At 72.8% G+C, this 26,097-nt stretch carries 17 protein-coding genes; 13 read left to right on the forward strand and 4 right to left on the reverse strand.

Annotation, left to right across the window (positions count from 1 at the left end; translation table 11 throughout):
• Positions 1–131: 131 nt before the first annotated feature.
• From CP981_RS03145 to CP981_RS03155, 3 genes are all read right to left on the reverse strand, one after another.
• Entirely contained in the window at positions 132–1,457 is a 1,326-nt protein-coding gene (locus tag CP981_RS03145; RefSeq protein WP_085923515.1) for a DUF5685 family protein, read from the reverse strand.
• A 404-nt stretch (positions 1,458–1,861) separates the two neighbouring features.
• Positions 1,862–3,142: a PP2C family protein-serine/threonine phosphatase gene (locus tag CP981_RS03150; RefSeq protein WP_425282203.1), complete on the reverse strand. Its 1,281-nt coding sequence runs from the start codon at positions 3,140–3,142 to the stop codon at positions 1,862–1,864.
• A gap of 141 nt (positions 3,143–3,283) precedes the next feature.
• Complete coding sequence (locus CP981_RS03155) at positions 3,284–4,117, reverse strand: undecaprenyl-diphosphate phosphatase (protein WP_085923517.1); 834 nt, start codon at positions 4,115–4,117, stop codon at positions 3,284–3,286.
• Between the two features lie 505 nt (positions 4,118–4,622).
• Between CP981_RS03155 and CP981_RS03160 the strand changes: the two genes are divergently transcribed.
• The 3 genes from CP981_RS03160 to CP981_RS03170 all read left to right on the forward strand — a co-directional run bounded on the left by CP981_RS03160 (position 4,623) and on the right by CP981_RS03170 (position 10,324).
• Positions 4,623–5,825 carry an acyltransferase family protein gene (locus CP981_RS03160; RefSeq protein WP_085923518.1) on the forward strand — a complete coding sequence of 401 codons (1,203 nt, stop codon included), beginning with the start codon at positions 4,623–4,625 and terminating at the stop codon, positions 5,823–5,825.
• A gap of 196 nt (positions 5,826–6,021) precedes the next feature.
• On the forward strand, positions 6,022–7,653 hold the full coding sequence (locus tag CP981_RS03165; RefSeq protein WP_167536047.1) for a helix-turn-helix domain-containing protein: 1,632 nt from the start codon (positions 6,022–6,024) through the stop codon (positions 7,651–7,653).
• A 193-nt stretch (positions 7,654–7,846) separates the two neighbouring features.
• Positions 7,847–10,324, forward strand: a complete 2,478-nt coding sequence (locus CP981_RS03170) for a SpoIIE family protein phosphatase (RefSeq protein WP_085923519.1) — start codon at positions 7,847–7,849, stop codon at positions 10,322–10,324.
• Between the two features lie 60 nt (positions 10,325–10,384).
• Here CP981_RS03170 and CP981_RS03175 read toward each other — a convergent pair whose 3' ends face one another.
• Positions 10,385–11,743 (reverse strand): NAD-binding protein, encoded by a 1,359-nt coding sequence (locus CP981_RS03175; protein ID WP_244329526.1) that lies wholly within the window; start codon positions 11,741–11,743, stop codon positions 10,385–10,387.
• A gap of 775 nt (positions 11,744–12,518) precedes the next feature.
• On the opposite strand from CP981_RS03175, the gene CP981_RS03180 reads away from it, so the two are divergent.
• The 10 genes from CP981_RS03180 to CP981_RS03225 all read left to right on the forward strand — a co-directional run bounded on the left by CP981_RS03180 (position 12,519) and on the right by CP981_RS03225 (position 25,986).
• Positions 12,519–13,982 (forward strand): amino acid permease, encoded by a 1,464-nt coding sequence (locus CP981_RS03180; RefSeq protein WP_107429512.1) that lies wholly within the window; start codon positions 12,519–12,521, stop codon positions 13,980–13,982.
• Between the two features lie 122 nt (positions 13,983–14,104).
• On the forward strand, positions 14,105–15,085 hold the full coding sequence (locus tag CP981_RS03185; RefSeq protein WP_085923521.1) for a hypothetical protein: 981 nt from the start codon (positions 14,105–14,107) through the stop codon (positions 15,083–15,085).
• Positions 15,086–15,262: 177 nt separating this feature from the next.
• Positions 15,263–15,700 carry a hypothetical protein gene (locus CP981_RS03190; protein ID WP_085923522.1) on the forward strand — a complete coding sequence of 146 codons (438 nt, stop codon included), beginning with the start codon at positions 15,263–15,265 and terminating at the stop codon, positions 15,698–15,700.
• 102 nt (positions 15,701–15,802) lie between these two features.
• Entirely contained in the window at positions 15,803–16,033 is a 231-nt protein-coding gene (locus tag CP981_RS03195) for a hypothetical protein (RefSeq protein ID WP_085923523.1), read from the forward strand.
• Between the two features lie 127 nt (positions 16,034–16,160).
• A complete protein-coding gene (locus tag CP981_RS03200; RefSeq protein WP_085923524.1) occupies positions 16,161–17,189 on the forward strand; it encodes a zinc-dependent alcohol dehydrogenase family protein in 1,029 nt (342 codons plus the stop codon).
• A 171-nt stretch (positions 17,190–17,360) separates the two neighbouring features.
• Positions 17,361–19,025: an FAD-binding oxidoreductase gene (locus CP981_RS03205; protein ID WP_085923525.1), complete on the forward strand. Its 1,665-nt coding sequence runs from the start codon at positions 17,361–17,363 to the stop codon at positions 19,023–19,025.
• 75 nt (positions 19,026–19,100) lie between these two features.
• Positions 19,101–19,481 (forward strand): CU044_2847 family protein, encoded by a 381-nt coding sequence (locus CP981_RS03210; RefSeq protein ID WP_085923526.1) that lies wholly within the window; start codon positions 19,101–19,103, stop codon positions 19,479–19,481.
• Complete coding sequence (locus CP981_RS03215; protein WP_085923527.1) at positions 19,481–21,619, forward strand: VMAP-C domain-containing protein; 2,139 nt, start codon at positions 19,481–19,483, stop codon at positions 21,617–21,619. The genes CP981_RS03210 and CP981_RS03215 overlap by 1 nt, the downstream gene beginning before the upstream one ends.
• Positions 21,616–22,569, forward strand: coding sequence for an AAA family ATPase (locus CP981_RS03220; RefSeq protein ID WP_085923528.1), 954 nt, complete (start codon positions 21,616–21,618; stop codon positions 22,567–22,569). Before CP981_RS03215 ends, CP981_RS03220 begins: the two co-directional genes overlap by 4 nt.
• Positions 22,570–22,572: 3 nt before the next feature.
• Positions 22,573–25,986 (forward strand): SAV_2336 N-terminal domain-related protein, encoded by a 3,414-nt coding sequence (locus CP981_RS03225; protein ID WP_244329527.1) that lies wholly within the window; start codon positions 22,573–22,575, stop codon positions 25,984–25,986.
• Positions 25,987–26,097: the final 111 nt, after the last annotated feature.

Genomic DNA, 26,097 nt, shown 5'->3' on the forward strand with positions numbered 1-26,097 from the left:
CCCCGCACCGGTTTTCTCCGGATGCGGGGAGCCGGTGGCGGCCGGCGACACCCCGCCGGCACTCAGCGGCCGCGGCCGGCAAGTCGCCCTCAGCGCTCAGTGACCCGCGGCCGGTAAGGCCCCGTCAGCGCTCAGCAGTTGCAGCAGCTGAGGCATTCACAGCAGCCGAGGCACTCACACCCGCAGCCGTTGCAGTCGCAGTTCTGGCAGCACCCCTCGCGCTTCTTGCGCGACCACGGCCCCTCGAACTCCTCGGCACAGCAGAGCTGACAGGTGCAGCACAGCCCGATGGCGACCGCGCAGCCGGCGAAGAACCCACGGGGCTTCTTCGGCTGCTGCGGGAACTTCGGCATCCCACCGCCACCGCCCGAGCCGCCGCCGTCGCCACCGCCCGGGCCACCCGGAGGCAGCTGGCCACCGTGGTAAGGGCTCTGCGGCCCGTTCAGATGCGGCCCGCCCTGGGCGTACGGGTTACCGGCCGACGGCTGCCCGTATTGCGGGGGCTGCCCGTACGGGGCGGGCTGACCGGGTCCGTTCCCGTACGGGTTGCCGCCCTGGCCGCCGTACGGGCCCGGCGCGCCGTGTCCCTGATGGGAGCAGGCGGCGGTGCCGAAGGCCCGGTCCACCGACCGGCGCAGCTCGTGCACCAACAGGACGTGCACCAGGGTGGAGTCGGCGAACTCCACCTCGCGCAGGGCGAGACGGATGCCGTGCAGAGCGTCGTCGCACAGCCGGCGGGCCTGCGCCATGGTGGCGCCGGTGGCGGTGAGCGGGTTCCAGGCGCCCTCGGCGGCGTCCGCGGTGCGGTCCTCCACGGCATCGAGGAGATGGGCCAGCCGGCCGAAGAACCGGCCGGCCTCGGCCAGGGGTGCGGCGTTGCCCGGCCGGCCCGCCAGTACGGCGGTGTGGGCGAAGGCCGCGGCGGTCGCCGTCTCGGTCGGTTCGGTGATGACCGTCAACGGCGTGCCGGGACCGGCCAGTTCCTCGATGCCCACCTGCCGGTCGACCGCGTCGACCAGCACCGCGGTGTCAAAGCCGAGGGTGGCGCCGGTGCGCGCGCCGGCCCGGTCCCAGCCCGCGGCGACCTTGCGCGCGGCGGCGGCCACCGGCCGGCGGCGCAACAGGCCGTTCCGGTCGGCGACATGGTCACGTATCTTCGCCGAGGCGAGCACGAGGGACACCGAGGCCGCCAGCCGTGCGCCCTCGCCCTTCGCCACCGACGCGGTCCGCATCCCCCGCAGCGGGCAGGGTCCGGCGGTACGGCGGCCGGCCTCCGCAGGGCCCGACTGAGCATCCGTCAGCACCGAGACGATCAGCCCGTCGTAGTTGGTGACGACCCGGGCGAACTGCCCGTGATCGCCACGCAGTGCGAGACAGAGGCCGCACAGATGGGCCATCCACTCCGCTTTGAGCCCCTGGGACAGGCGATGGGTGCAAGGCCTGACGATTCCGAACATATGGAAACCCCGTAAGAAGTCGGCATGGGCCGGCCTGAGAAGAGCGCGACCGGCAGCGCCGAAAAAGCGTATCGAGTGCGCCGCTGACCTGGACACTTGGCCCTGATGCGGGTTCGGTCCGAGTGATGCTCCGTCATGGGACCGGGCGGCCCGCCTCTACAAACAGGGCGGTCGCTCCGCCTCTGCCAGGGGGTAGCAGAGGCGGAGCGACCGCGCGGCCCGGGTTCACAGGCAAAACCAGGGCCGAGCCGGGAATCGGGGAAAATCCCTCGGCTCACCCTGAGATACGCACCGCGCGGCGGGATCGTTCAGCCGACTTCCGGATTCGTCACAGCGAGGGGCTCAGGGGTGTCCGACCCGACCCTGATCCGCCCGGCCGGGGCCCCCTAGGGACCCTGTCGGCGTCAACCCTCCACCGGTCCGGCCGCCTCGGCCGCCTCCGTGCCCGGATGGTGGCGGATCCGGGCGGCGAGGACGGCGACATCGTCCTCGGCGTGCAGTCCGTCGAGGCGGAGCAGGGCCTCGTCGAGCATCTGCTCCACGCCGGCCCCGACGGACAGCCGCATCCGCGCCAGCCGGGAAAGGGACGCGTCGATGTCCTCGCCGCGGCGCTCGATGAGCCCGTCGGTGAACATCAGCAGGGTTTCGGTGGGGGTGAGGGCGCGGGTGACGAGTTCGTAGCCCCCTACGCCGGTGCCCAGGGGCGGGCCGACGGGGACGTCCACCAGACCGGCGGCGCCGTCGGGGCCGATGACCGCCGGGGGGAGATGGCCCGCGCTGGCGAACGCGGCGATACCGCGCGCCGGATCGACCCTGGCCAGCAGGCAGGTCGCCGGCCGGCGGGACTCCTCCTCCGCCACGGCGGCGTCGAGTTGCCGCAGTACCCGGTGGGGCGGCAGATCGGTGGAGGCGACATAGCGCAGGTGGGAGCGGTAGGCGTTCATATCGACCGCCGCGTCGAGTCCGTGCCCCATGACATCGCCCATGACGAGCAGGGTGCGCCCGTAGTGGAGCCGTACCGTCTCGAACCAGTCGCCGCCCACCAGGGCGCTGCTGCCGGACGGCAGATAGCGGGTGCCCAGCTCCAGGTTGGGGTGCGGTCGGCCCGGCTCCGCGAGGAGCGCCCGCTGAAGGTCCATCGCGGTGCGCTGCACGGCGGCATGGCGGCGGGCGTGGGCGAGCCGGGTGGCGGTGAGGCGCGCCAGGTGATGGGCGGTGGCGGTCTCCTGCGCGGAAAAGCTGCCGCCCGCGCGCAGGGCGAGCAGCACTCCGTAGCGACGGCCGTACGCCAGGAGCGGCGCGGCTACGGCCTCGGCGGCGCGGCCGCCCGGCAGGACCGCCGCCGCGGTGACCGGGCGCTCCTCGTCCAGCGCCCGCGCCGAGGGCGCGTCCTCGGCCGGGAACCGCGCCTCCAGCACCTTGACCAGGCCGGCCGTCGCGACGCGGGTGAACCCCTCCGGAGACGGAGTCCGGGCGCCGGTGCCCTGCTCGGTGAGCAGGTCCACCGCCGCGGCGTCACACAGGTACCGGCACAGGAAGCGGGCCAGCTCGGCGCAGGTGGTCTGCTCGTCCAGGGTCGTGCCGATCTGCTCGGCGGCCTCTTCCACCGTGTGCAGACGGGCCAGGACGCCGGCGTGCTCGGCATCCGGGTCCGGCTCCGCGCCATCCCGGTTCGACAAGGCCACCTCCAGGGCACTGCGGCCCGCCGCGGGCGGGGCGCTCCTCATGCACCCATACCACCAGCAACCCGGCATCACGGCCCGGCGCGGCGGCCGCGCCGGTGCCCCGTGCGGCTGAGCCACGGCCGGCCGAGCCGCTGGCGACCGTCAGCTGAGGACGCCCGCGCCCAGCAGTCCGAAGAGCAGCCCGCCGACGAGGATCCGGTAGAGGACAAAGGAGTTGAAGGAGTGCTTGGCCACGAACTTCAGCAGCCAGGCGATGGAGGCGTAGGCGACGCCGAAGGAGACGACGGTGCCGATGGCCAGCGGGGCGAGGGCGGCGCCGGTACCGATGGCGTCCTTCAGCTCGTAGATCCCGGCGCCGGTGAGGGCCGGGATGCCGAGGAAGAAGGACAGCCGGGTGGCGGCGACCCGCTCCAGGTCGAGCATCAGGGCGGTGGACATGGTCGCGCCGGAGCGGGAGAAGCCGGGGAAGAGGAGCGCGAGGATCTGTGAGCAGCCGACCAGCATGGCGTCCTTGAGTGAGGTGTCGTCCTCACCGCGCTTGTGGCGGCCCATCCGGTCCGCCGCCCACATCACCCCGCTGCCGACGATCAGCGAGCCGGCCACCACCCAGAGCGAGGCGAGCGGGCCTTCGATCAGCGGCTTGGCGGCCAGGCCGACAACGACGATCGGGAGGGTGGCGTAGATCACCCACCAGGCGAACTTGTAGTCGTGGTGGTACCGCTCCTCACGGTCGCGCAGCCCGCGGAACCAGGCGCCCATGATGCGCACGATGTCCTTGAAGAAGTAGGCGAGTGCCGCGGCGATCGCGCCGACCTGGATGACCGCGGAGAACGCGACGACGGTCTTGTCGCCGACCGGGATACCCATCAGCCCCTCGGCGATCTTGAGGTGACCGGTGGAGGAGACCGGCAGGAATTCCGTCACCCCCTCGACAGCTCCGAGGACGACGGCTTGGCCGATGCTGATCGCGCTCATGGGATCCATTCCGGGTGAAGGGTGATCGGTGGGCGTGGGGGCGCCGCGGCACACAGGACTGTACTGGCGCGCTCGCGATCCGGCCGAAGCGCGTCGCTCAGCGGACCGCCGCGACGGGGCGGTGCGGGCCCGTACGGCGGGCACAACAGGAGAGAGAAGGATCACGACTGCGGCATCGGGTGGCGGCGGGCCACCGGTATCCGCTACGCATGAAGCAGCCGTGGCCAAGGGTGAACAGGGCGCGGACGACCGGGCATTGAGCCGTGTCGCCGCCGCTCCGGTGCCGGGCCGGGGCGCGTCCCCCGCGTCCCGGCGCCTACAGTTCACCGACGGTCTACAGCACTGTAGACGACCAGGGGGAGGAAGGGCACACCCGCCGGCGCCTCCCCGTCCCGCAGTCCACCCGAGGAGCCGGTATGCCGCTCACCGTGATCGCCATGGCCATCGCCCCCACCAGCGCGGCAAGAGAGCCACGGCGGCCGACGGACTGCTGGGAGGCCGTGTCGTGATCCCCGCTCCCCGGTCCTCCGCCCGGCAGGGCACCTGTCGCACCGCCTCCGCTGAGCCGCCCGCCACCCCGGCGGGCCGTACCGCCGGTGCCTCGGGCGAACCGGCGCCGTCCGCCCCCGCCGAGCCGCCCGCCCCGGCCAAACAGCGCGACGCGTTCTTCGACAACGCCAAATACCTGGCCATCGTCCTGGTAGCCCTCGGGCATGCCTGGGAGCCGTATTACCACGGCAGCCGGAGCGCGGCGTCGCTGTATCTCTTCGTCTACGCCTTCCACATGCCGGCCTTCACGGTCATCTCCGGCTATTTCTCGCGCAGTTTCGACATGCGCCGCGACCGGCTCCAGCGGCTGGTCACCGGCGTCGCCGTCCCGTTCGTCGTGTTCCAGACGGCCTTCGCGCTCTTTCGGTACTGGGCCGGTGACATCCCGAGTTTCACGGTCAGCCTGCTGGATCCGTGGTTCCTCACCTGGTTCCTGGCGGCCCTGTTCATCTGGCGGCTCACCGCTCCGTTGTGGCGGATCGTGCGCCGGCCGGTGCCGCTGGCCCTCGTGATCGCCATGGCGGCTTCCGCCTCCCCGGACGTCGGCACCGGACTGGACCTCCAGCGGGTGCTGCAATTCCTGCCGTTCTTCGTCCTCGGTATGTGCCTGAAGGCGGAGCACTTCAGCCTGGTGCGCCGCTGGCCGGTGCGGATCGCCGCGGTGCCCGTCCTGGCGGTGGCCCTGGTCTTCGCGTACTGGGCCGTGCCCCGGATGAACGACGCCTGGTTCTACCACACCGACAGCGCCGAGAACCTGGGCGCTCCGTGGTGGATCGGTGCCCTGATGCAGCTCGCCATGTTCGGCTGCTCGCTGGTGCTGACGGCGTGCTTCCTGGCCTGGGTGCCGGGCCGCCGGATGTGGTGCACGGCGCTGGGCGCCGGCACGCTCTACGGCTATCTGCTGCACGGCTTCCTCGCCAAGGCTTCCCGCTGGTGGGACTGGTACGACGCCGGCTGGGTCCGCACCCCGTGGGGCGCCATCGCCGTCACCTTCATCGCCGCAGCGGTCGTGACGCTGCTGTGCACACCGCCGGTGCAGCGGGTCTTCCGCTGCGTGATGGAGCCGAAGATGACCTGGGCGTTCAGACGGGAGCCCCGGACCGGTGCGGCGGCGGCCCCTGCCGGGAAGCGGACGGCGGAGAAGCAACCGTCGCCCTAGGTGGCCGGTGCCTCGTCTGCTCCAGGGCCACGATCGCCCCGGCGGATAGCATCAGTACTGTTGGCGTGGCTCCATACCTGCGGTGGTGGCTCCCTCGTGGGCCGGTCGAGTACGTGACAGCACCTGATCGGAAGTCCTGGGGAGCGCCAGCAGTGCTGTGAGCCCCGGCCACCCGAACCCTCCAGAGGCGCCGATCATGGATCCAGCTGCCGCGGCACCGCCACCCCGTACGGGCATCACCCTGCGCCAGTTGCTGATGTCGCTGGGCGAGCCCCTGGTGGAGCTCCAGGCCGCGCCCGAGGGACTGGACGTCGAGATCCGCAGCGTCGCCCTGCTCGACCCCGAGGATCCGCCGATGGCCCACCCCGGCGAGCTGATCCTCGCCATAGGCGCCCGGGGTCGCGCGGCGTTCCCCGCGCTGCGGGCCGGCGGACGCGACGGAGCCGCTGCGGTGGCGGTCAAGCTGGACGCTCCCGGGCAGGCCGCGGCGCTCAGCGCGACCGCCGTCGAGGCGGGCATCGCGCTGCTGTCCGTACGGAGTGAGGCGCGCTGGGAACAGGTGGACGCGCTGGCCCGCGCGGCGCTGGAGAGTGCGCCGCAGGGGCGCCCCGGCGAGGGGGTCGAGGAGGGCGATCTGTTCGCGCTCGCGCAGACCACCGCCATCCTCACCGGCGGCATCGTCAGCATCGAGGACACCGCCAACCGCGTGCTGGCCTACTCCCGCTCCGCCGACGACGACGAGGTCGATGACCTGCGGCGGCGGTCCATCCTGGGCTGGCACGGCCCGGAGGCGTATCTGTCGAGGCTGCGCGAGTGGGGCGTCTTCCAGCGGCTGCGCACCTCCGACGAAGTGATCAACATCGATGCCCACCCCGAGCTGGGCATCCGCCGGCGGCTCGCGGTGGCCATCCGGTCCGGGGAACGGCAGCTGGGCGTCATCTGGGTGCAGGAGGGATCTTCGCCGCTGTCCGAGCGCGCGGACCAGGCGCTGCTGGGCGCGGCCCGGGTCGCCGCGCTGCATCTGGTGCGCCGCCGCCGCGAGCTCTCCGCCGATCTGACGCTGACCCGCACGCTGGCGGCCGGACTGCTGGAGGGCAGCACCGGGCCGCAGCCGCTGGCGAGCCACCTGGCCCTGGACGCGGCCCGCCCGGCCGCCGTCCTGGGCTTCTCGTACGGAACGGCCGAGGCGACCCCGCCGGAGCTGACCCGTGGCGAGGTCAGCAACCTGATCTCGGTGCACACCGCCGCCCGGCACCGCAGCGCCGTGGTCACCCAGGTCGATGCGCGGCTCTATGTGCTGCTGCCGCAGCTGCCGCGCAGCATCGACACCGGCACCCTGCGCGGCTGGGGCCAGGAGATCACCGATGCGGCCGGCCGCCACCTGGGCCTGTCGCTGCGCGGCTCCGTCGGCTGCATCGTGCCGGGACTCGGGGAGATCCCCGAATCGCGCCGGGAGGCGGACCGGATCCTGGACGCCATGCTGAGCGTCGGGGTCGCCACCACGGTCGCCGCGCTGCCGGACATCCAGGCGGAGGTGCTCGTCAGCGAGGTGCTGGCGCTGCTGTCGGCACACCCCGAGATGCGCGACCCCCGGCTGACCGCCCTGGTCACCCACGACAGCCGCAACCAGGGGCAGTTGGCCGAGACCGTGCTCGCCTATCTGAACGCCTTCGGCGACGTACGGGCCGCCGCCACCGAGCTGCATGTGCACCCCAACACGCTGCGCTACCGGATCCGCCGGGCCGAGGACCTGACCGGTCTCGACCTCAGCCGCCCGGATCAGCGGCTGCTGGCCATGCTCCAGCTGCGGCTGCCGCCCGCCGACTGAAGCGGACCGGCCGGAAGCCGTGGCGCGAGGCCCGGCCGGGGACGCCGGTCGGGCGGCGGAGCCGCCGGGTCCGGTACCCGGGCCCGGTAGAGCCACGGAATCCGCTATCCGGGCACTCGAATCCTCCGCACCGCCGATAGTCAACAGTTCTCCTAAACTGGCGATACTGCTCCATTCAGCTGACGGGCTGGCGATGATGAGTGCGGAGAATGCCCTGCCGGGTGGCTCGGACCGCGCGTGCGATATCGCGAAGGCGGCCACCGCCGAACTGGACGGCCACGGCCGGGTCGTGGCCTGGACCCGGGCGGCGGAGCGGCTGCTCGGATATCCGGCCGCCGAGATCCTGCACCACCCCGCCGCGGAGCTGCTGGCGATACCGGGCGACGAGGTGCGGGTGGCAGCCGTGGCGCGGTGGTGCCGTGCCGGGGACGGCTGGGGCGGCTCGGTCGCGGCACGCCACCGGGACGGCCGGGAGGTGCAGCTGGCGGTGCAGGTCACGCCGGTGCTCGACGGCGCAGGGCCCGAGCGGTGGTCCGTCCTCGCCATGGAGGAGTGGCGGGTGCCGGGCGGCGGGGTGAACCAGCTGATGCTCGAACCGTTCCTGGCGCACGCACCGGTCGGCATGGCCGTGCTCGACACCGAGCTGCGGTACGTCTGGGTGAACGACGTGCTGGAGCGCCTGATCCCCTTGGACCAGCGGCTCGGGAAGCGGGTGCACGAGGTACTGCCGAGGCTGGAGGCCGCGGCGTTCGAGGAGCGGATGCGGCGGGTCCTGCGGACCGGGTCGCCCGTGATGGACTACGAATTCCGCAGCCCCACCTATGCCGACCCCCACCAGGAGCGTGCCTACTCGGCGTCCTTCTTCGGGCTGTCGGACCCCCAGGGACAGCGGATCGGCCTCTGGTACATGGTCATCGATGTCACCGAGCGCTGGCGGGCGCAGGAGCGGCTGGCCCTGCTGAACGACGCCAGCGTCCGGATCGGCAGCACACTCGACGTCACCCGGACCGCACAGGAACTGGCCGATGTCGCCGTGCCGGCGCTCGCCGACTTCGTCGCCGTCGATCTGCTGGATTCGGTTCTCCGGGGCGAGGAGCCGGTGCCCGGGCCGGTCGACAGCACCCCCACCCTGCGCCGCTCCGGTCAGCAGTCGGTCCACGAAGGCTGTCCGGAGGCCGTGCTGGCCGTGGGGGAAGCCGTCCAGCGGTCCCCCTCGTCACCGATCGCCCGCTGTCTGCTCAAGGGCGCGTCCCTGGTGGAACCGGTCCTGGACCTCACCACCAGCGCCTGGGTCACCGAGGACCCGGCGCGGGCCGCCGTCATCCGGGAATACGGGTTCCGTTCGGTGATGGTGGCACCGGTGCAGGCCCGTGGCATCACCCTGGGTGCGGCGACCTTCTTCCGGTCCCGGCGCCTGGGGCCCTTCGCGGCGGACGACGTACAGCTGGCCGAGGAGCTGGTCGCGCGGGCCGCGGTGTGTGTCGACAACGCGCGCCGCTTCACCCGCGAGCGGGCCGCGGCCCGGGTGATGCAGCAGAATCTGCTGCCGCACGAGCTGACCGGCGGGTCCGCGCTGGAGGTGGCGTCGTGGTACTTCCCGGCGGACGCGCCGAGCGGGGTGGGCGGCGACTGGTTCGATGTGATCCCGCTGTCCGGGGCGCGGGTCGCCCTGGTCGTCGGGGACGTGGTCGGCCACGGCATCAACGCCGCGGCCACCATGGGGCGGCTGCGGACCGCCGTGCGTACGCTGGCGAATCTGGATCTGCCGCCCGATGAACTGCTGGCCCGTCTGGACGACCTGGTCATCGAGCTGGTCAAGACGCAGGGTGCCGACCAGGCGGCGGACACCGGGGACCCGAGCGTGGCCTCCACGTTCATGGGCGCCACCTGTCTGTACGCCGTCTACGACCCGGTCAGCAGGCGGTGCAGCATGGCGCGGGCCGGGCATCTGCCGCCGCTGATCGTCGGCCCCGACGGCGCCGTGGACTGGCCGGACCTGCCCGCCGGACCGCCGCTCGGCCTCGGGTCGCTGCCCTTTGAGGCGGTCGAGCTGGAGCCCGCCGAGGGCAGCCTGATCGCGCTCTACACCAACGGGCTGATCGAGACCCGCGACCAGGACATCGAGGTCGGGCTGTCCCGGCTGAGCGGTGCCCTGGCGGTGCCCGGGGAGACGCTGAAGGAGCTCGGCGGGAATGTGATCAAGACCCTGCTGACCGGCCCGCCGTCCGACGACGCCGCGCTGCTCCTCGCCCGGACCCACGCCCTGGACGCGCAGCAGGTCGCCTCCTGGGAGCTGACCTGCGATCCGGCCGTCGTCGGCACCGCCCGTGGCCTCGCCGACCGGCAGCTGACCGAGTGGGGCATGGACGCCCTGCTGTTCACCACGGAGCTGATCGTCAGCGAACTGGTCACCAACGCCATCCGCCATGCCACCGCGCCGATCACCCTGCGCCTGATCCGGCAGGACGTCCTGATCTGCGAGGTCTCCGACGCCAGCAGCACCTCGCCGCGCCTGCGCCACGCCCGGACCACCGACGAGGGCGGCCGCGGACTGTTCATCGTCGCGCAGCTCACCCGGCGGTGGGGCACCCGCTACACCCCGAACGGCAAGGTCATCTGGACCGAGCAGAGCCTGCCGTCCGACGCGGGCGGCGCCGACGAGGAGGACTGAGGCGGGCTCGCGGGCGGCCCCCTCCAGGGCGCCCCGGAGCACCACCCCGGGGCACCGCGCTCACCCCGCCCCGAGAGCGCTCCGCACGCTGTCCCGCTCGCCGCCGCCCGGCACATGGCCGCAGTCGTCCCCGGCCGGGACGGACCAGCTGACGAGACCGCGGCCGGGCAGCTCGACATAGTCGCGGTCGGTGCCGGCCACCACGCGCCGCGGCGCCGCGTCGGCCCGCTCGGCGGCCAGCTGGGCGGTGACGAAGGCCGCACTCGTCCGGACGATGTCGCGGGTCAGCCCGAGGGGAAGCAGCGCACGGGTCTCGGCGGTCGCCTCGTCCTCGCCGGCCCGCAGCACCACCCTGACGTCGGGTGCCACCCCGTGGGCGGCGACCGCCACCGCGATGTTGTCCAGCTCATGGGAGCCGACGGCGGCGAGCGCACGGGCCCGCCCCAGACCGAGCCGCGCCAGCACCGCACGGTCCTCCCCGTGCGCCAGCACCACGGGTATCCCCATCGACCGCGCGAGACGCAGGTTGGGGGCGGCGGGCTCGCGCTCGACCCCGACGACCGGCACCCCCAGCTGCCGCAGCGTCTGGCACAGCCGCAGGCCGACCTGCCCCAGCCCCACCACGATGACGTGCCCGGAGCGCGGCAGCACCCGCGGTCCGAGGACGCCGACCAGCCGCGGGCCGAACAGCCGGTCGACGATGCCCGCGGTCAGCAGCGCGGTGAAGCCCACCGTCACCAGCATCGCCACGCCGGACACCACCTCGTACCCGGGATGACCGGCGTGCGGAGCGGCCGGACCCACGCCCGCCACCACCCGGGCGGCCTCCAGGAACGCGGTGCTGACCGGCTTGTGGAAGACGCCCACCAGCCAGATCCAGTCCAGGACCAGTACGGCCACGATGCCCAGCAGCCCGATGAGCAGCAGGCGGGCATCCGCGTCATGGGGCTGCAACTGTCCCCGCAGCCGTCCCAGCAGCGCCTGCCGCCGGGCGGCCGGGCTCGCCCGCCACGCCGTCTCCACCAGCCGTTCCTCCTGCGGGCGGACCGCCACCGCGCCCCGCCCGTCGTGCCACACGGCCAGCGCGTCGGGGTCGACGCACAGTCCGGCCAGCGTCGGCGCCAGGAGGTCGGCGGGCGAGACCGGCACACAGTCGGGCAGCAGCAGCCGGAGCTGCTGCGCCACGGTGCGGTCGAAGACGGTGACGACGATCCGGACGGAGTCGCGGACATGGCGTACGGCGAGGGCGTAGCGCAGCGCGGACAGATCGTCGCCCACCAGGACCGCGATGGCGGCCGGCGGTGTGGCGAGGGCGCGGCGGAGGTCCTGGTCGTCCGGCGCGGCAAGGTGGTCGACGGGGTGCCCGCTCTCCCCCAGGGAGGCACAGACCCGTCTCGCCAGCGTTGTGGCGCCGATCACCAGGATCCCGGCGCCCCCTTCTGTCTGATTTGGCACCATTCCCCCGACTTCGTCCGCCAATTGCGCCCGGTCCACCTCCGGAGGCTGATCGGGCCGTTCACATGACATTCCGTCCTCCGACGCGCGGCGGTCGCCCACCCCTGATGATGTGGCTGAGGGCGCGGTCGCGGGAGCGGTCCGGGTCTGTCGGGCGGAGGGAAGGGTGGCCATGGAGTCCCCTTGCTCGTCGGCCGGCGGCGGGGCCGGTCACCAGGCCCCAGGGCCGAACTCACGCTAGGGCGCGGGCGGTCCGGGGCATCTGTTCCGTCGGCCAAGGCTTCGCCGACGGCGTTGTCCGTCCGCACCAGCACCGGCCCGATGCCGCCGGGACGGGCGCGGCGAGCCGGCCGGCGCATCCGGATCTCCCCCTGCGCCCCGGACGCGAGCCCTCCGTTCCGGCCCTCCGCATTAGCCGAACGGACAGCCATCGGGGGCGAATTTGTCCGGTCTCACAAATACGCCACCGCGCACCGCCACATACGCTTACGCAAATCCCAATCCGGACGTGATGCGGCTCACCTCTCACGAGGAGGACGAGCAGTAGCGCGGCGGCGCAAAGAAGCGCTCCCCCACCCGCGCAGGCATCCGAAGGCCATGGCCCACTCGCGCGCCTTCGCACATCGTCAGGGCCACGATCGCCACCACCTGCACCCGGCCCTCTCGTGCGTCCTCATACCGAGGCGATCCCAGCAGGCACCACATGCATGACCCCTCCAACCCTCAATGGATGTCGAAGATGACTACACCTCCCCCCAGCCCCGTGGCCGCTCCGCCCGCTCCGCCGGGGCACGGGCAGTCTCCGCAGCAGTCAGGTCTTCAGTCGGGCCTCAAGAACCGCCATCTGTCCATGATCGCCGTGGGTGGGGTCATCGGCGCCGGCCTCTTCGTGGGTTCCGCCTCCGGCATCGCCGCGGCCGGCCCCGGCATCCTGCTGTCGTACGCCCTGGTCGGCGCGCTGGTCGTGTTCGTGATGCGGATGCTCGGTGAGATGGCGGCCGCCAACCCGACCTCCGGCTCGTTCTCCGCCTACGCGGACCGGGCGCTCGGCCGCTGGGCCGGATTCTCGATCGGCTGGCTGTACTGGTTCTTCTGGGTCGTGGTGCTCGCCGTGGAGGCGACCGCCGGTGCCGCCATCCTCACCAGCTGGGTCCCGGCCGTCCCGCAGTGGGCCTGGGCGCTGATCGTGATGGTCGTGCTCACCGCCACCAACCTCGCCTCGGTCGCCTCGTTCGGTGAGTTCGAGTTCTGGTTCGCGGGCATCAAGGTCGTCGCCATCGCGGCCTTCATCGTCATCGGCGGTCTGGCGATCTTCGGGGTGCTGCCCGGATCCGACAACGCGGCCACCGGCTTCGCCAATCTCACCTCCCATGGCGGCTTCCTGCCGAACGGCCCCAGCGCGATCCTCACCGGTGTGCTGATGGTCGTCTTCTCCTTCATGGGCAGCGAGATCGTCACCCTCGCCGCCGGTGAGTCCGAGGACCCGCAGCGCGCGGTCACCAAGGCCACCAAGAGCGTCATCTGGCGAGTCGGCATCTTCTACCTCGGCTCGATCCTCGTGGTGGTCTCCCTGCTGCCGTGGAACGACCCGTCGATCGCCAAGAAGGGCTCGTACGTCGCGGCCCTGGACTCCATAGGCATCCCGCACGCCGGTCAGATCATGAACGTCATCGTGCTGACCGCGGTGCTCTCCTGCCTCAACTCCGGCCTCTACACCGCCTCCCGGATGGCCTTCTCGCTCGGTCAGCGCGGCGACGCCCCGAAGGCCTTCGCCCGGACGAACTCCCGAGGCGTCCCGCAGGCCGCGATCCTGGCCTCCGTCATCTTCGGCTTCATCGCGGTCGGCTTCAACTACCTGTGGCCGACCACGGTCTTCCAGTTCCTGCTGAACTCGTCCGGCGCGGTGGCGCTGTTCGTCTGGCTGGTCATCTGCTTCTCCCAGCTGCGGATGCGCGGGATCATCCTGCGCGAGAACCCCGACAAGCTGGTCGTCCGGATGTGGCTCTTCCCGTACCTGACCTGGGCGACGATCGCGATGATCTCGTTCGTGCTGGTCTACATGCTCACCGACGACAGTGAGGGCGGCGGCCGGATCCAGGTCGTGCTGTCGGTGCTGCTCGCCATCGTGGTCGTCGCGGTCTCCCTGGTCCGCGACCGGCTCGGCCGCGGCGCCTCCGAGAAGGAGGCCGTCACCTCCCGCTGACCGAACGGTCTGCCATACGGGCAGGGGTATGCCTATGCATACCCCTGCCCGTAGTCTCGCCTGAGCGCCACTCCCCTGCTCAGCTCCGTATCCGACCCACCAACGGAAGGCCCCCCGAACACATGCCCGTCTTCAGACGCCGCAAAGGCAGCCTTCCCCGCCTGGTCCCCGAGCTCGACGACCGCACACTGGGACAGGTCCGGCGCCGCGTCGAGACGTGCTGGTCCCGCGGTTCGCTCGACACCGCCGTGATGGCCTCGATGGCGGACGTGATCAACGAGGCGGGCCAGGACTGGGACCGCAAGGCCCACCGGCTGGCGGTGCTCGCCCGGGCCGCGGGGCGGTCACTGCCCGGCATCTGGCGGCAGCACAACCCCCAGGACCAGAACGCACTGCTGCTGCACGCCTGGTCGGATCTGATGCAGGCGCGCCAGGAGGGATCCGGCGTCGATCTGTACGAGACCCGGGAGACCTGCCGGCTCGCGGCCGAAATGCTCCCCGCCGACCCCACACCGTGGACCCTGCACCTGGCCACGCTCCGCCTGGAGCAGCGCCCTTCCACGGAGCTGTCGGCGATCTGGCGCGAGATCAAGGCCCGCGATCCGTGGAACCGCGAGGCGCATCTACAGGCGCTGGGGTATCTGTCGCCGGACGAGTGCGGCTCCAGCGCACTCGTCCTGGATCTGCTCGACGGCGTCCGCGCCGCCATGCCGCCCGACGCCCCCGCCGCCGGGCTGGAGCTCACCGCGCTCATCAGCAGCCACCAGCGGGCGGTTGACGGCGGCGGCCTGATGGCCGTCGGCGCCGGGGAGATCTGGCGGCGGCCCGAGGCCGCCAAGGCCCTTGACCATGCGGCGCACTACTGGCCGGGCCCGGGCTTCCTGACCCACGCGGCGGCCCTGGCCGATCTCAACCTGCTGGCGTACGCCCTGATCAAGGCCGGCCGGACGACCGAGGCCGGGACCGTGCTGCGGGCCACCGGAGGCGTGGTGTCCCCGTGGCCGTGGAGCATGGACGGGGACGCGCTGGAGCGGTTCTCGCACTACCACGGCCGCTATGCGACCGGCGACCCCGACGGCGGTTCCACGGGCCGACGGCGCTGAGGGGCGGCACCGACACCGGCAACCCACCGCGGGCGGAACGGACATGCGTACGAAGCACGGTGCGCATGTTGCGGGCAGATAGCCGGAACGGGTGGTTTTGTCGGTTCTTGCGGCGTATCCGGCGTGCCCTCACCCCTTCCAGGGGATCCCCTCCTGGAAGAGGGTTGGGAGATTCGCATGCGCCACACCGTCAGCGCCGGCCGCCCTGCGGCAACTGGCGGCCGGCGCGTGCTGGTGTTGCTCGCGCTACTGGCCCTGCTGCACGCCGCACTCACCACCGGCTGCCCCGAAGCCCTGCTGACCGAGGCCGGTTGCCGTCTCCAGAGCGGCCCTCCCGCCGTGACCGTCCCGGCCGCACGGCCCTGTCTTCCGGCGGGGCCGGTGCTGGCCTCCACCGAGGGCGGCGGGAAGCATCCGGGCAGCGGCGTCCGGCACAAGTGCGACGCCTCGGCCTGCCACCTCCGCCATCAGATCCCCACGGGCGCCGGAGGCAAGGCGCTCGGGGACGCCCTCGTCGAAGAGACCATCGGCGCGTCGGAGAACGCCTCCGCCACGGCTGTCGGCACCGCTGCCGCCCCCGCATCGCCGAAGCGCGTGGCCATCCTGCGCTGCTGAGCGGGCCCGGCCGTACTCGCCCACCCCTCCCCGCACCGGGGCCCGGGGCGACTGCGGCCTGCCGCCATCAGCTCTCGGGACCACCACCGCAGGAGATCCGGCATGCCCCTCGACGTCTTTGCCGCTCTTGGCGCGCTCGTCCGCGCCGAGGCCGCACGCACCCGCACCAAGCCCGCGAAGCCCGCCACGGACCAGCCTCCGGCACAGCGCTCGAACAGCCCGGCACCCCCGCCGGTCGAACCGCCGGACACCGCCGCCGCCCCCGCTCCCCCCGCCAAGAAGAGGCATCCGCTCGCCAGGCTGATGCGGAGGCTGACCACGCTCATCGGCTGAGCCGGGCGATGGGCCCCCGGCGGCCCGTTACCCGTGGACGACACCGCGCGGCGAACCCGGCCGAGCGGCGGCAGGCCCCGGCGGCGCACCGTTTGTCCGGCTCCCCGGTGGGCGCCATCCTGGAGTCATGGCCCCCGATTCAGGCCCGGACATCCTGTCCGGGTGGGCCGTCCGGCATCCCGGCCCGGTTGCCTCCGGGCCGCTGACGCCGGTCCGCCGCCCGGCTCCCGAGCCGGGCCCCGATGACCTGTTGCTCAGGGTGGAGGCCTGCGGTGTCTGCCGTACGGATCTGCACCTGGCGGAGGGCGACCTGCCCCCGCACCGCCCGTCGACCGTGCCGGGCCATGAGATCGTCGGCCGGGTGACGACCACCGGCGCGGCGGTGACCCGGTTCCGGGCCGGGGACTGTGTGGGCGGGGCGTGGCTGCGCGGTACCTGCGGAATCTGCCGCTACTGCCGGGCGGGCCACGAGAACCTCTGTCCGGCCTCCGTGTACACCGGGTGGGACGCCGACGGCGGCTTCGCCGAAGCCGCCGTCGTGCCCGCGGACTACGCCTACCCGCTCCCGGACACCGAGGACGCCACGCTGCTGGCGCCGCTGTTGTGCGCCGGGATCATCGGCTACCGCGCGCTGCGCCGTAGTGCGCTGCCCGCCGGCGGCCGCCTCGGCATCTACGGATTCGGCGCCTCGGCGCATCTGGCCGCGCAGGTCGCCCTGGCCGAAGGGGCCACCGTCCATGTGCTGACCCGGTCCGCGCAGGCCCGTGAACTCGCCCTGGAACTGGGCGCGTCCTCGGCCGGCGACGCCTACGACCGGCCGCCCGAACCGCTGGACTCGGCGATTCTCTTCGCACCGGTGGGCGACCTGGTGCCGGTGGCGCTGGAGGCACTGGACCGCTCCGGCACTCTCGCCGTGGCCGGGATCCATCTCACCGACATCCCGCCGCTCACGTACCAACGCCATCTCTTCTACGAGCGGAATCTGTGCAGCGTGACCTCCAATACCCGGGAGGACGGCCGTGAGTTCCTGGCGACCGCGGCGCGGATCGGCATCCAGGTCACCGTCAGCCGCTACCCGCTGAGCCGCGCCCCGGAGGCGCTCGCCGATCTGGCCGCGGACCGGGTTCACGGGGCAGCAGTGCTGACGCCCGGCTGACCGGAGGCGAGGCGGCCACCAGGCCCTGCGCACATACGGCGAGCGTCAACCCCGGCCCATGAGGTGACGCCTTTCGGGTACTCGCACCGCTCGCAACGGTCACGAATAGTAGTCACGGGTTACGCAATGCTGTTAGTTCACATATTCGCGTGTAAGGACGAGAGGGGCCACATGGCTGTCGAGCAGATCCAGGCCGGAGTCGAGTGCGGGATCGAGGTGGGCCGGGGCGACGCCCGCTATGAGGCCCTGCGGAGAGGGTTCAACCAGCGCTTCATCGCGACACCTGACTATGTGTCGGTGGTCAGCTCGACAGGTGAGGTCGTCGCCGCGGTCAACAAGTATCTGGCGAACCACCGTTCCGACGAGGATCTCCACCGGCGGCTCACGGTCCGCTCGGGCGGCCACTGCTACGAGAACTTCGTCTGCGGGAACGACGTGGGCGTGATCGTCGACATGGGGCAGCTGGACCGGGCCTACCTGGACCAGGAAATGGGCGCGTACTGCGTGGAGTCGGGGGCGAACAACTGGCATGTCGCCACGCACCTCTACGCACCGTTCGGGGTGGCCCTGCCCGGCGGCTCCTGTTACTCCGTGGCCACCGGCGGCCATGTGGCCGGCGGGGGCTACGGACTGCTGTCCCGGCAGCACGGGCTGACCGTCGACTATCTCTACGCGGTGGAGGTCGTCGTGGTCCGCGACGGGCAGCATGCGGAGGTCGTGATCGCGCGCCGCGACTCGCCCGAACCCGAGCTGCGGGAGCTGTGGTGGGCCCACACCGGCGGGGGCGGCGGGAACTTCGGGGTGGTCACCCGGTATTGGTTCAAGGGCCTGCCCGAGCCCCCCTCCCAGGTCCTGCTGCACGCCGTGGCGTGGCCGTGGGAGGAGTTGCTGGAGCGCCCGGAGCGCCTGAAGTCGCTGGTGCGCAACTACGGGCTGTTCTTCGAGTACGAGAACACCACCCGGCTCCCGGCCTCCCTCCGCGGCGACTACAGCGATATGTTCAGCCTGCTGAAGCTGAACCAGCGCGCCAACGGCAAGATCGGTCTGATCACCCAGCTCGACGCCACCAGGCCGGACAGCGCGGAGCGGCTGAACGCCTTCCTCGACTGGATCACCCAGGATCTGGACGTCGAGCCCACCCCCTTGGACCGGCGGATGGGTGAGCACGCCCCCATGTGCGGCCTGGTGGTGCCGACCCGGCTGCCCTGGCTCACCGCCACCCAGACGCTCAACGGCTCCGGCGACAACCAGTGCGGCAAGTACAAGTCGGCGTACATGCGGCGCGGTTTCACCGAAGCACAACTCGACGCCATCTACCGCCACTTGTCGACCGAGGACTACGACAACCCGCAGGCGCTGCTCCAGGTCGACTCGTACGGCGGCGCGATCAACCTCCCCGAGAGCGGTGCCACCGCGGTCTACCAACGCAGTTCCGTACTCAAGCTCCAGTACCAGACGTACTGGAGCTGGGATCAGGACGCCAACCACGACGGGGTCACCGACTATCTCGACGCCGAGATCGACCCCGCGATCGCGGCGCCGCATCTGCGCTGGATCCGTGAGTTCTACCGCGACGTCTACCAGGACACCGGCGGAGTGCCGATCCTGGCGCCGACCGACGCCCCGGCGGGCGGACAACCGGAGCCGGTGACCGACGGGTGCTACATCAACTACCCCGACACCGACCTCGACGACCCCGAGTGGAACCGTTCCGGCGAGTCCTCGCACCGCCTGTACTACGGCGACAACTATGCGCGCCTACAAGCGGTCAAGGAGCACTGGGACCCGCGCAATGTGTTCCGTCACGCCCAGTCCATTCAGCCGTACACCCGCTGACCGCACCGCAGCGGTCCGCCGGGATGATCCGTCCGTTCCGCTGCCGTGAGCACGGCCGATCGGCACAATGGAGGCGTGCCCCGATTCTCGGAATTCAGCCTCGCCGACGGAACGTCGGTCCGCCTCGAACTGGCCCCGGCGGCCGCGGCCGCGCCCCCGGCGCAGTCCCCGGAGGCCGACCTGCCTGACGGTATGGGCCCGACCGTGCCGGTGGCCCGTGGCGGTGCGGCGGCCGGAGCCGGTGCCGTCGCGGCGATGCGGACGACGCTGCGTCCGCTCGGGCCCCTGCTCCAGGAGATCCACGACGCGGTCACCGCCTCCGAACGCCCGCCGAGCGAGATGTCGGTGCAGTTCGGGGTGCAGGTCGGCCAGGATCTCAAGTTCGGCATCGTCGGGGCCAACGGCCATGCGAGCCTGACGATCACGGCGACCTGGCAGCCCCAGCGGGCGGAGTAATGGGCTGGTTCCGCGCCGAATCGGGCACCGACGATCCGGCGGATCCCCGGTTCCGGGTGGCGTCGGTGCTGGATGCCGGGGACGGCAAAGCGGCCGGCGCGGCCGTGGTGCTGACGCCACATCACCTGCTCACCTGCGCCCATGTGGTCAATGACGCGCTCGGGAAGGAGCTCTTCGACGACAGCCGGCCGGAGGAGGTCACGCTGCGGGTGCAGACCCACGGCCCCTCCGGTGCGCAGCTGCACGAAGCGCAGACCGTCCACTGGATCCCGCCGCGGCGGCTCGACGGAGGCGACGGTCCGCCGGGCCACGGCGAGCTGGAGTGGGCGGGCGATCTGGCGGTCCTCCGGGTCGGCGCCGCGTTATGCTGCCCGGCTCCGCCGGAGTTCCGGCGGATGCGGGTGGGCCAGTCCGTGCGTGCCTGGCACGGCAGCGCGCTGAGCGGCTCGTATGCCGATGTCCGGGTGAAGACCTGTGACAGCCGGGTCGCTTACCTGGACGGCGCGCTGTCCGGGATGGCGATCGGGCCCGCCTACAGCGGCGGCCCGCTGTGGTCGGAGGCCGAGGGCGCGGTCGTGGGACTCGTGGCCGCCTGCATGCTGCCGCCCGTCGGGCAGGGCTACGACTCCCGGCATGTCACCCGCCGCAGTTGGGGCATCCCGTGGCAGCGGATCGAGGCGGAGCTGCGGGCGGCCGGCGCCGGACCCCTGCTCGACCGGCCGGTGTGCGACGACGATCCCGCGCAGGCCGTCCTCGCCGATCTGCTGGCGAATGTGCTGCCCGCGCCGATGTCCCGGGCCGACTACGCCAGGGCGGTCGCCGAACGCTGCGGTCTCGGGCACCCCACGGACGGGTCCGCCCCGTCTCCGGAGGAGTTCGCGCGGATCCTGGTGACCGAGGAGCGGGCGCTGGCCGCGCTGACGGAAGCGCTGCGCTCCAGGGACCCGGGAGCCGTGACCGCGCTGATCGCGGCGGGGAAGCTGTCCGCGGTGCCCCGGCTGCTGTCGCCGCGGGAGCACGACCGGCTGCTGGCCCTGCTGACCGGGCTGCCGGACGAGCTGGTGGATCTGCTGCCGGAGGCCGTACGGGCCGCGCTGCCGCTGGTCGCCGAACTCCCCTGTGGCGCCGGGTTTCCCGAGCTGCTGGGGAGGCTGGAGCAGCTCTCCGGCGACAGCCGTTCCGCGCCGGGTGAACTGCGGGTGCCCGGCCTGCTGCGGGCGGTCGAGTATGTGGCGGTGCTGTGTCCCGCGCCGGAGCGGGCCCGGCTGCGGCTGTGGGCCGACGGTGTCGCCGCCCGGCTCGGCCTCCCCGCGTCCTCACTGCGGGAGCGCCGTGCCGACGCGGACGAATGGGCTCTCGGGCGGCGCCGGCGCACCCGCCCGCCGAGGCTGCTGGTGCATCTGGTCAAAGCCGGTGCGGACGCCTTCCATCTGCGCCTGTGGAGCGATGACGGAATGGGCCCGCACCGGGCGCCGACCGAGACCGGCCGCCGGTACAGCGCGGCTGAGACCGCCGGGGCGGTGCTGGAGCTCCTGGAGCGGCTCTGCCGGTCCGCTCCCGAGGGCGTCCGGCCGGTCGTCGAGGTCCTCCTCGATCGTGACTGCCTCGAACTCCCCGTGGACGAGTGGGAGTTCGCGGATGCGGACGGGCTGATCCCCGGGGTGCTGGGCGCGGAGTACGCCCTGGTGGTGCACTGCCCGGAACTCCTGCGCCGCAATGAGCGTTTTCTCACCGACTGGCGCCACCGCTGGGAACATCTGGAATCCTCCGGCCCCGTTCGCATCACCGGTCCGTCCACCGGAGTGCGCGAGGTGTACGGCAAGTTGCTCGACCGGCGCGATGCCGCCCGGGTGTCGGTCGAGGTGTCCGCACGGGCCCGTATGGAGATCATCCAGGTGTGTCTGGCCATGGGCGTTCCCGTCGTGCTGTGGGACCGCGGTCCGGCGCACGAGGTCTCACATGCCGTCCAGCAGGTCTCGGACGCCCCGGCCCGTGCGCTGCCCGAGCAGGTCCGTTCCTACCGCGCCAAGACCCTGCACCGTCCCGCCGACCATCCGGGACGGCCCGTCCTCGCCTGGGCCGACCCCGACCGCGCGCTGCCCGAACTCCAGCTTTCCGAACCCACGGAGCTCTTATGAACGCCGAACCGGCCGCCGACTGGCGGCTGTTCCAGGGAGACGGCACCCAGCGCCGGGTCACCCTGCCGCAGGCCCCGCCCTGGCGCAGGTTCGGCGGCTCGCGGCGCGGCGCCCCCGGGCCGCTGCCGTATCTGATCGCTCCGGAACATGCCGATGTGGTCAATGCCGCGCTGCATCTGCGCAGACCGCTCCTGGTCACCGGGCCGGCCGGCACCGGCAAGTCCTCGCTCGCCCGGGCGGTCGCCCATGAGCTCGACCTCGGTGAGGTGCTGCGCTGGCCGGTGAACAGCCGGGCCAACGTCCAGGACGCCCTGTACCGCTACGACGCCATCGGGCGGCTGCGGGAGACCACCCTCAGCCGGGACCGCGGGGAGGCCGAGCCCTCCATCGGCAGCTTCGTCCGCCTCGGCCCGCTGGGGACGGCGCTGGTGCCGGGCCCGCGGCCGCGGGTGCTGCTCGTCGACGAGCTCGACAAGGGGGACGTCGATCTGCCCAACGATCTGCTGACCGTGTTCGAGGAGGGCGTCTTCGAGATCCCGGAGCTGGCCAGGCTGCCCGAGGCGCAGTCGGTGATCCAGGTGCTGGCGGCCGACTCCCAGGACCCGGTCACGGTGGAGCGGGGCAAGGTGCTCTGCACCGAATTCCCGGTCGTGGTGATCACGAGCAACGGGGAGCGGGACTTCCCGCCGGCGTTCCTGCGCCGCTGCATCCGGCTGGATCTGCCCACTCCCGACGAGGAGCGGCTGCGCGCCATCGTGGCGGCCCACCTCGGCGACGGCTCGCTGGACGGCGTCGAGGATCTGCTCCGGTCGTTCCTCCAGCGCCGCGGCCCGGGCGAACTCGCCACCGACCAGCTGCTCAACGCCGTCTTCCTGCGCGCCGGCGGCGTCGATCTGGACGCCGACGGGCTGCTGGACGCCGTGCTCCACCAACTCGGCGGGACCGTCTGAGCGATGACAGGAGGAACGGACCGGCTCCGGGAGGTGCTCGCGGTCTTCGCGGGGGCCGGTGTCGAGCTGGACCGGCACTCCCTGCTCGACGCGCTCTGGCTGGCCGGACGGCTGCCGACCGGCCCGCAATCGGCGCCTCTCGCACGGGCGTTGGGCCCCGGGCACCGGTCGGCGGCCGGCGAGCCGTGCCCGGAGCCACCACCGCCGCCCCCGCCGGACGACAGTGCCCTGGCGGAAGCGGAACCCCCGGACGTCCTGCCGCTGGACGACCTCGGCGGCGATCTGCACGCCGCGCCGGAGACCGGCACGGTGCCGCGGCCGCCCCGGCGGGAGTTCCCGCTGCCGCCGAAGACGAGTGCGGCGATCCCGCTGCGGGTCCCGGAGAACAAGGCGCTCCTCGGCGAGCTGGGGATCGGCCGCGCCCTGCGCCCGCTGCGCCAGCGCCGGGCCACCACCCGTATCCAGGAGTTCGACGAGGCGGCGACGGCGGCCGCGCTGGCCGAGAGCGGGCTGCCCGATGTCGTGCTGCGGCCCGGGCACGAACGCTGGCTCGATCTCGCGCTCGTGGTGGACGACGGGATGTCGATGCTGCTGTGGCGGCGGCTCGCCGTCGAGTGGCGGACGATGATGCAGCGGGTCGGGGCGTTCCGCATGGTCCATGTGCACGGGCTGGACACCCGCGGGCCCGATGCCCCGCTGCTGCGCGGCCGCCCGTTCGACCCGGACACCACCTCGCTGCCGCCGGCGGTGCTGGCCGACCCGTCCGGCCAGACCTTGATCCTGCTGCTGAGCGATGGGATGGGGGCCGCCTGGCGGGACGGCCGGATGCACCGGGTGCTGGGGCGCTGGGCGGCGAACGGGCCGGTGGCGGTGCTGCACGCGCTGCCGCCGCGGCTGTGGGGCGGCTCCGGCATCCAGGCCGGCCGCTGGCGGGTGACGACGCGCCGGCGCGGCGCCGCCGGGGCCTCGTGGAGCGTCAGCGATCCCGTTCTGCCCGCTGACCTCGCGCCGTTCCACGGGCTGCCGGTGCCGGTGCTGGAGACCTCAGCGGGTCCCGTCTCGGCCTGGTCCCGGCTGCTCGCCTCGACCGGCGGCACGGTCCAGCTCCCGCTGCTGCACGCACCGGCCGGGCGCTCCGTCGTCCCGTCCGGCGACGGCACGGACTCCGTGCGGCACTTCCGCGCGGCGGCCTCGCCCGAGGCGTACCGGCTCGCCGCGCATATCGCGGCGGTGGCGCCCGCTTCCGTGCCGGTGATGCGGCTGGTGCAGTCCGCGGTGCCGTGGTCCGCGGACACCGCCCATCTGGCCGAGGTGTTCCTGGGCGGGCTGATGCACCCCGTCGAGGCGCCGGTTGCCGGCCCGCTGCGGGACCAGCACCGGATCTTCGACTTCCCCGAGGCCGCCAAGTCGGCGCTCCTGGACGCGGTGTCCACCCCCGAACTCCTGCGCACCGGCAGGCACATCGGACGCCGCCTGGAGCAACTGGCCGGGCGCTCCCCCGACTTCCCCGCCTGGCTCGCGCATCCGGACGGGATGGACCACCTCCCGGCCGGCTCGCGCGCCTTCTCCTCCGTGGAGCGGCGGCTGATGGCCCGGCTCGGCGCCTCCGTGCAGGTGGCGCCGCCGGACGACGACACGGAGCCCGCGGGCCCGGACGGCTGGCGCCCCCTCACCTCGCGCGATCCGCGCCGGCTGGGCCCGTACACCCTGCACGGCCGGCAGCCCGGCGCGCGTTCGCTCGTGTACCTGGGCCGTGATCGGCACGGCAAAGAGGCCGCGGTCCGGGTGATCAGGCCGGGCGCGCCGGACGAGGCGGCGGCGATGCTCGCCACCGAGGCGGAGGCGCTGGGGCGGATGGCCGGCCAGTATGCGCCGCTGCTGCTGGCGACCGGCCCGCGCGATGAGCCGCCGTGGCTGGCCATGCAGCTCTACCGGCCGTCCGGGCAGGACCAGGGCGGGCCGCCGCCGCAGCTCAGCAGCCTGCTGCGGGCCGCGACCGGCTCCCAGCTGCGCCGCGACACCCTGCTGTCCATCGCCTACGGATGGCATCTGGCGAGCGCCGTCAACCTCTGCCACCTCAAGGGGCTGGTGCTGCCAGAACTGACACCACAGAGCGTGCATGTCGTCGGTCGCTCCCTGATGCTGACCGGGCTCGGCCGGTGCGGCATCGACGGGGAGTTCCGGGCCCGCGGGGCGGAGGCCGTCCCCACGATGGCGGACAACGTCGAGTCCCTGGGCCAGGTCCTGCGCCGGCTCGGGGACAAGCACCATGTCCCGGTGTCCGCGGAGAGCGGGGACATGGCGCTGTGGCAGGGCGACACCTGGCGGCCGTTGCGCGAGATCGTCAAGGCGTGTCTCTCCGAGGACCCGGGCCGCCGTCCGACCGCCGGTGAGGTCGCCGAGGCGTTCGCCCGTTACGTGCCGATGGTGACGGAGCTGCGGACGGGCGGTGGCGAGCCCGGTGGCACGGACGGCGCCCGGAGCGCCGCGCGCTACTCGTTCCGTCCGGGGCCGCAGATCCCGCTCGACGACGGCACCGCGGCGCCCGACGCGGCGGCGGCCGGGCCGTCGCGGGGCAGTGCTCCGGCGCCCCGGCTGGGGCGGCGGCGGATGGGGCCGGAGCAGCAGCGGAAGCTGGAACTGATCCGGGCCCGCCTGCGGTTCAGCTACCGGACGACCGTCCTCGGCGTCGACGGCGAGGTCGGCCGGAGCACCGTCACGGTCGCCCTGGGCTCGCTGCTGGCCGCGGCGCGCGGCGGGCGGGTGATCGCGCTCGACGCCGGCCACGCGGTCGGTGAGCTGGCCGCCCGGCTGAACCGCGGCGGCACCGCCGGTCTGCGCCACAATCTGCTCCGTACGCTGCCCGCGGTCGACACCTACGAGGCGGTGCTGCGCCACACTGTGGACGGCCCGTCAGGGCTGCGTGCGCTCACCCACGGCCTGGGCCGGACCACACCGGTTCCGGTGTACGAGGAGGAGTACCGCCGGCTGATGGAGCTGCTGAGCCGGCACTTCTCCGTCGTCCTCGCGGACTGGGCGCATCTGCGGACGGAGAGCGTCACCGACACCGCCCTTTCGATGACGCACCGTCTGGTCGTGGTGGCCCGGATGACCGAGCGCGGCATGGGGCAGACCCAGGCGCTGCTGACCCGTCTCGCGCGGCGCGGCTACCCGGAGCTGGCGGAGCGTGCCGTCCTCGCGGTCACCGGCCTTCCCGGCCCTGACCGGCCGGCCCGGCGTGACGACTTCGCCGAACAGTTCCGCGGCCATCCGGGCGGGATGGTCTTCATCCCCTTCGACTACCGCCTCGACAGCCAGCGGGACATCGATCTCGCCCGGCTGCGGTCCCGTACGCAGGACGCGTTCCTCGATCTCGCCGTGCTGCTGGCGGAGGACTTCCCCGATCACACACCGTGACCGCCGCGCCGACTAGCTCCCGGCTCCCTGCGTGCCGCACCATGGAGGGAAGACGGTAATTCACGACATATCCGATGAGGCGGTGGCGGGGCGGACGCCCTGGCCCCCGAG

It is taken from the genome of Streptomyces platensis, from assembly GCF_008704855.1.
In the GTDB taxonomy this organism is placed as follows: domain Bacteria; phylum Actinomycetota; class Actinomycetes; order Streptomycetales; family Streptomycetaceae; genus Streptomyces; species Streptomyces platensis.